This is a genomic window from Zavarzinia sp. (genome assembly GCF_049306435.1).
Classification (GTDB): domain Bacteria; phylum Pseudomonadota; class Alphaproteobacteria; order Zavarziniales; family Zavarziniaceae; genus Zavarzinia.
On the sequence record NZ_JBAQRT010000057.1, the window covers coordinates 1 to 6,564 of the forward strand.

Sequence of the window (6,564 nt, forward strand, 5' to 3'; positions counted from 1 at the left end):
GCCTGGAAACCATCGCTCCCTTGAGCGATGCTGCCGACGTCAGCCTGCCAGCACTGGTCGGCTGATCGCAGAACTCAACTCTGCATCCAAGACGCGGCTTCTACACCACGTAATGGGGCACGATCCATGAAGCTGAATCGGAAAAGTTCCAATTTCGACATTGATGGCGCCTACAATACCGTATGAAGCCCAAAGCCCGGCTTAACCACGGCATGGATCACGGCATGGATCACGGGGGCCTCGCGGAACTCACACACATGCGACTCGTCATGGACAAAGACCGCATCGAATACCGAAAAGGCGCACATTTGCGCCAAGAACGGCACCAGATACGCCCCTGCTTTGGCACGGTCGATCGCCGGTAGGGGCCAGTTGTTATACACGATCAGCCAGTTGGCTTGGTACCGGACGAAGCCGTCCGCTGTTGCTTTCAACATCTTCTCTTTGACGTAGTACGCCATCGCCTCAGCCCATTCACGCTCCGGCGCGTCGCCCTTCCAACCAGAGCCAGGCTCATCGGCCATAATTTCACGTCGCAATTCTTCAGCCCCCTTTCGTGACTCCCCAGGTAGGGCACGAGGGATGAAATAGACACGCGGCGCTGAACCTTCCTTTCCACGTAGAAAATCTGCGTGGGCGACGTTCTGTGGCACGGCCTCGGTGTGCTCGATCCCCACATCGGCACATGGCATCTCCAAGTGGAAATCCGGTCTGTCGGTATGGGTAAGGATCAGCGGAAACGAGAGCCGTTCAATCGGCAGTGTCGCAAGCAGATGCGCGATGCAGTAGCGTTCTGTGTGGCAAGTTTGGCGCCCCTCCGAGCGCGCAGGCACACTGATATCCAGTTCAGCAAGTCTGGCGCTCAGCTCTGCCGCAGTGTCTGCTCGTAAGACAATTCCTGGCATAATGCATTCATATCCTTAAGTTTTTCCCGTGTGATCGTAATGCGGAAAACAAAGGGAGGCCATGCCATCTACAGCCCACTCCAAGCAAGCTCCCGTTCCGCGATCCCTTTTGTTCCATTCTTGCCATAATGCCCCCATTACCGGCCGGAGAAGGCAGCCTGCCGGAAGAGCAGGGAGAGCGTCCCTGTCAGAGCCTGTTTGGAAATTCGGCGGCTGAAAGCCGGCGGGAGATTTCCCGTCCCGCGACAAGGTAATCGCCACCGATATCGAGTGATATCGGCAAGATTTCCGACGCTGCGGGGCACGGAAATATCCGCAGGATCGACCCGTTCCCATAATTCCAAACAGGCGCGGAACCGGTGTCGGCGATAATATGACTACGCCACCTGCCGCCGGCTCACCACCACCACGGCAAGCGCCAGCGCGAGCGCCAGCAGGCTGCCGCGCAGGGTGAAATGTTCGGCCACGGCGCCGATCACCGGCGGGCCGATCATCACCCCGACATAGCCGATGCCGACCACGATGGGGAAAATCCGCGTCGCGCGGTCGCCGCCGCGCCGGCCAGCGGCCGAGAAGACCACGGGAATGATATTGGCGATGCCAAAGCCGACCAGGGCGAAGGCCGGCATGACGACGAAACCGAGCGGAAAGGCCGCGGCGGCGCAAAGCCCAGTCATGGCGAGGATGGCGCTGAGCCCGAGGGTGGCGACGGGGCCGAGCGCCCGCTCGATCCGGCCGCCGCCCATGCGTCCCGCCGCCATGGCCGCGGCGAAGAGCGAAAAGGCCAGCGCGCCGCCGCCGCTGTCGAGACCGACCTGCTGCACGACATAGATCGCCGACCAGTCGGCCATCGCTCCTTCGACGAAGAAGGCGAGAAAGGCGAGCCCGCCCAGGGCGAGGACCATCGGATCGCGCAGCAGCTGGCGCCGTGGCCTCCCGCTGCCCCCGCCTTCCTCAGCGAGCGCGATGCGCAGCATCACGGGCGTCGCCAGCGCGAAAATGCCGATGATGAGACTGCCGGCGACCAGCAAGGTGCCCTTCGCGCCGAAGCCAACGCCAAACAGGGCCCCCGAGATCACCGCCCCCGAGAGGACGCCGATACTATAGGCGGCATGGAAGGATGCCATGATCGGCGCCTTCGCCCCCCGCTCCACCGCGGCGGCGAGCAGGTTCATCGCGACATCGAGCGCGCCGAAACACACGCCCATGACGAAGATGCAGGCCGCCAGCAGCGACAGGCTCGGCGTCTGCGCCGCCACCATCAGGGCGAGGGCGAAGCCACAACTGCTCACCAGGCACAGAAGCCCGCCACCGACCCGGGCGGCGAGACGGCCGATCACCGGCATCACCGCCAGGGCCCCGAGCGCGAAACACAGAAGGGCGGCGCCAAGCTCGCCATCGGAGAGCGTGAGCCCCCGCTTGATCAGCGGCAGACAGGCGCCCCAGGCGCCAAGGCCGATACCGGCCGCGCCAAAGGCCCCCGATACGGCGAGACGGCGATAGATCACGCCCATGACAGAAGACCGCCCACAATGACTGCCGGTCGAACGCCCGGACGCAACGACGAAGGGCGGTCAATCTAGCGGCCCCGGCGGCGGCGGACCAATGTCCCGTCGAGGCCCGATAACCCCGGGGATCGCATGGCTGGTCAGCCCCGCCCGGCCCGCCGCCAGGATGCCGGGGCCATGCCGGCGCGCTCGCGAAAGGCCCTGGTGAAATGCGCGACATTGACGAAGCCGGTCGCCAGCGCGATCTCGGCAACCGGCAGGGCCGACTGGCGCAGCAATTCCTCTGCCTTCTCCAGCCGCAGGTCGCGGTAGAAGCGCATCATCGGCACGCCCATCTCGCCTACGAACAGGCGCTGGATCTGCCGCGCCCCCACCCCCGCCAGCTGGGCGAGCTGCGCCAGCGTCAGGGGATCGGCGATGTGATTGGTCATCAGGTCGAGGGCGGCGACGAGGGCCGGGTGAGTCAGGCCGTATTTCTCGGCCGGGCCGGCCTTCTGCGGATCGTCGGCCAGTCGCACGCGGGTATGAATGAACCAGTCGCTGATCTGGCGGGCGAAATCCGCGCCGTGATCGGCGGCGATGATCGCATGCATCATGTCGAGCGGGGCGACGCCGCCGGCACAGGTATAACGGTCGCGGTCGATGACGAAGAGCCGCCGCTCCATCAGATAATCGGCCGAGCGGGCGCGCAGGGCATCGAAATGCTGCCAGTGGATGGTGAAGCGCCGGTTGGCCAGCAAGCCGGCGCCGGCGAGAATGGCCGCCCCGCCCGAGATGCCGCCGAGCCGCACCCCGGCCCGGTCCAGCCGGCGCAGCCAGGCTTGCAGGGCCGGCTCCCGCAACTCCAGCGGATCGCCGCCCGCGACGACGAAGACGAGATCGAAGTCGAGCCCGGCTTCGTTCATCGCCACGCATTCGAACAAGGCCCCGGCCGAAGAGCGGGACACCTGCCCGGAGAGCGCGATGAAACGCATGTCGTAAAGCGTGCGCCCGGCGAGAAGATTAGCCGCGCGCAGCGGCTCGATCGCCGCCGAGGTCGACATCAGAGCATAGCCGTCGATCAGGCAGAAGCCGATCCGCAGCGGCCTGTCGGGTGTCGTCGCGTGGTCCATGGGCCGATGTGTCGATTATGGCACAAAAAATGTCAATTAATGAATAGTTCAGCCCGACCATCACCGCTATCGTCGATGGATATCGCGGCACCGCTTCCGCCGCCCCATGAACGCCAGAAGAGGCAGGCCGCTTTGCGCTATTCAGGTTTCAGGATCATTCGCGAGGCCCTGACCGGCCACAAGGGCTGGGGGCCCGCCTGGCGCGATCCGGCGCCGCGACCCGCCTATGATTATGTCATCGTGGGCGGCGGCGGCCATGGCCTCGCCACCGCCTATTACCTGGCGAAAACCTACGCCAAGGCGCGGATTGCCGTCCTGGAAAAGGGCTGGATCGGCAGTGGCAATGCCGGCCGCAACACGACGATCATCCGCTCCAACTATCTGCTCGACGGCAACGAGCCCTTCTACGAGTTGTCGATGCAGCTCTGGGAAGGGCTGGAGCAGGACGTGAACTACAACGCGATGGTCAGCCAGCGCGGGATTCTCAACCTGTGCCACACCGATGGCCAGCGCGACGCCTATCGTCGGCGCGGCAACGCCATGCGCCTGAACGGGGTCGACGCCGAGCTGCTGGACCGCGACGGGGTGCGGGCCATGGCGCCCTTCCTCAATTTCGACGACGCGCGCTTTCCGATCAAGGGCGGGCTCTTGCAGCGCCGGGCCGGCACGGCGCGCCACGATGCGGTCGTCTGGGGTTACGCAAGGGGCGCCGACCGTCTGGGTGTCGACATCATCCAGAACTGCGAAGTGACCGGCATGCGCATCGAGGGCGGCCGCATCCTCGGCCTCGACACGACGCGGGGCTTCATCGGCGCGCAGAAGGTCGGCGTCGCCGTCGCCGGCAATTCCAGCCGGGTGATGGCCCTCGCCGGCATGCGCCTGCCGATCGAAAGCCACGTCCTGCAGGCCTTCGTCTCGGAAGGGCTGAAGCCGCTGATCCCCGGGGTCATCACCTTTGGCGCCGGGCATTTCTACGTCAGCCAGTCGGACAAGGGCGGCCTCGTCTTCGGCGGCGATATCGACGGTTACAATTCCTATGCCCAGCGCGGCAACCTGCCCGTGGTCGAGGATGTCTGCGAGGGCGGCATGGCGCTGATGCCGATGATCGGCCGGGCGCGCCTTCTGCGCATGTGGGGCGGCATCATGGACATGTCGATGGACGGCTCGCCCATCATCGACCGGACCGATATCGACGGCCTCTATTTCAATGGTGGCTGGTGCTATGGCGGGTTCAAGGCCACGACCGGCTCCGGCCTGTGCTTCGCCCATCTGCTGGCGACCGACAGTCCCCACCCCACGGCGGCGGCGATGCGCTTCGACCGGTTCCAGAAGGGCCTGATGATCGACGAGAAGGGCGTGGGCAACCAGCCCAACCTGCATTGAGAGTATCGCCATGCTGATCCCCCACCCGCTGCTCGGCCTGCGCGATGCCCAGGAATTCACCTATCTCGGCGACGCAACGCTGATCGACCGGCCGGACGGCCTCGCCGCCGATGCCGCCGCTTGCTTCTTCGATTACGGATACTTACGCGACAATCCCCCCGGCGAGCACCGCGAGCTGTGGTTCCACGAACAGGGCGACCGCTCCTGGCTGGTGGTGACGCGAAACATCACGACCCACGAAATCACCCGGGTCGAACTCGCCCGCGATGTCGCCCTGGCCCGGGGGCGCGGCCGATGAGCCAGGTCAACCGCCTGTCCGGCGGCCGCGTCGATCGCGGCACCACCCTGTCCTTCGCCTTCGACGGCAAGCTCTATCAGGGCCATCCGGGCGATACGCTCGCCTCCGCGCTGCTGGCCAATGGCGTTCGCCTGATGGGGCGCAGCTTCAAGTATCACCGCCCGCGCGGCCCCCTCTCCGCCGGATCGGAGGAGCCCAATGCCCTCGTCGAGCTGCGCAGCGGCGCCCGGCGGGAGCCGAACACGCGGGCGACGGTGGCCGAAGTGTTCGAGGGTCTGGTGGCGACCAGCCAGAACCGCTGGCCCTCCCTCGCCGTCGATGCCCTGTCGATCAACGACCGCCTGTCCAGCTTCCTGACCGCCGGTTTCTACTACAAGACCTTCATGTGGCCGAAGGCTTTCTGGGAAAGGCTCTACGAGCCGGCGATCCGCCGCGCCGCCGGCCTCGGCCGCCTGTCGGGCGAAGCCGATCCCGATGTCTACGACAAGGGTTTCCTGCACTGTGACCTTCTGGTGATCGGGGCGGGACCGGCGGGCATTGCCGCCGCCCTCACCGCCGGCCGGGCCGGGGCGCGGGTCATTGTCGCCGACGAGGATTTCCTGCCCGGCGGGCGCCTGAACGCCGAGACCATCACCCTGAACGACGCCCCGGCGCGCGACTGGGTCGAGGCGACGCTGGCCGAACTCGCCAGCCTGCCCCATGTCCGCCTGATGACGCGGACCACGGTCTACGGCGCCTTCGACCATGGCATTTTCGGCGCGCTGGAGCGAGTGTCGGACCATCTGGCCGTGCCGAAGCCCGGCACGGCGCGCCAGATCCTGTGGCGCATCTATGCGAAGCGCAGCCTGCTCTGCGCCGGCGCGACCGAGCGGCCCATCGCCTTCGAGAACAACGACCGCCCGGGCATCATGCTGGCGGGCGCGCTCCGCGCCTATGCCAACCGCTGGGCGGTGACAGCCGCGCGGGATGTCGCCGTCTTCACCAACAATGACGACGGCCACCGCACCGCCCGCGACCTCGCCGCCGCCGGGGTCCGCGTCGCCGCCATAATCGACAGCCGGGCCGACGCGCCCGAGATTGCGGGCCTGCCGCTTTTTCGCGGTGCCGTCGTCACCGGCAGCAAGGGCCGGCTGGGCCTGAAGGCGATCACCATCAGGACGGCGGACGGCCGCACGCAGGAAATCGCCTGCGGTGCCCTCGGCGTCTCGGGCGGCTGGAACCCCAATCTGCAGCTGACCTGCCACCATCGCGGCCGGCCGCGCTGGGACGAGACGATCGCCGCCTTCGTGCCCGATGGTGCGCCGCCGGGCCTCGGGGTTGCCGGGGCCGCCGCCGGCATCTTCTCGACCCATGGCGCC

Annotated in this window: 6 protein-coding genes; 3 read left to right on the forward strand and 3 right to left on the reverse strand. The window is 66.5% G+C overall.

Translation table 11 applies throughout. The features are described from left to right. Positions 1 to 170: 170 nt before the first annotated feature. The 3 genes from WAZ62_RS02980 to WAZ62_RS02990 form a co-directional block, all read right to left on the reverse strand. Positions 171 to 905, reverse strand: coding sequence for a hypothetical protein (locus WAZ62_RS02980; protein WP_422642046.1), 735 nt, complete (start codon positions 903 to 905; stop codon positions 171 to 173). 377 nt (positions 906 to 1,282) lie between these two features. After that, entirely contained in the window at positions 1,283 to 2,419 is a 1,137-nt protein-coding gene (locus WAZ62_RS02985; protein ID WP_422642047.1) for an MFS transporter, read from the reverse strand. A 134-nt stretch (positions 2,420 to 2,553) separates the two neighbouring features. Then, complete coding sequence (locus WAZ62_RS02990; protein WP_422642048.1) at positions 2,554 to 3,525, reverse strand: GlxA family transcriptional regulator; 972 nt, start codon at positions 3,523 to 3,525, stop codon at positions 2,554 to 2,556. Positions 3,526 to 3,600: 75 nt separating this feature from the next. Between WAZ62_RS02990 and WAZ62_RS02995 the strand changes: the two genes are divergently transcribed. The 3 genes from WAZ62_RS02995 to WAZ62_RS03005 all read left to right on the forward strand — a co-directional run. Then, on the forward strand, positions 3,601 to 4,908 hold the full coding sequence (locus WAZ62_RS02995; RefSeq protein WP_422642049.1) for a sarcosine oxidase subunit beta family protein: 1,308 nt from the start codon (positions 3,601 to 3,603) through the stop codon (positions 4,906 to 4,908). A 10-nt stretch (positions 4,909 to 4,918) separates the two neighbouring features. Beyond that, positions 4,919 to 5,206, forward strand: coding sequence for a sarcosine oxidase subunit delta (locus WAZ62_RS03000; RefSeq protein WP_422642050.1), 288 nt, complete (start codon positions 4,919 to 4,921; stop codon positions 5,204 to 5,206). Beyond that, on the forward strand, positions 5,203 to 6,564 hold a 1,362-nt coding region (locus WAZ62_RS03005), incomplete at its 3' end, for a 2Fe-2S iron-sulfur cluster-binding protein (RefSeq protein ID WP_422642051.1). The genes WAZ62_RS03000 and WAZ62_RS03005, both read left to right, overlap by 4 nt.

What these genes read in the sequence shown, in the direction of transcription:
- WAZ62_RS02980 (WP_422642046.1), bottom strand. Translation starts at nt 905, where the DNA reads ATGCCAGGAATTGTCTTACGAGCAGACACTGCGGCAGAGCTGAGCGCC.
- WAZ62_RS02985 (WP_422642047.1), bottom strand. Translation starts at nt 2,419, where the DNA reads ATGGGCGTGATCTATCGCCGTCTCGCCGTATCGGGGGCCTTTGGCGCG.
- WAZ62_RS02990 (WP_422642048.1), bottom strand. Translation starts at nt 3,525, where the DNA reads ATGGACCACGCGACGACACCCGACAGGCCGCTGCGGATCGGCTTCTGC.
- WAZ62_RS02995 (WP_422642049.1), top strand. Translation starts at nt 3,601, where the DNA reads ATGGATATCGCGGCACCGCTTCCGCCGCCCCATGAACGCCAGAAGAGG.
- WAZ62_RS03000 (WP_422642050.1), top strand. Translation starts at nt 4,919, where the DNA reads ATGCTGATCCCCCACCCGCTGCTCGGCCTGCGCGATGCCCAGGAATTC.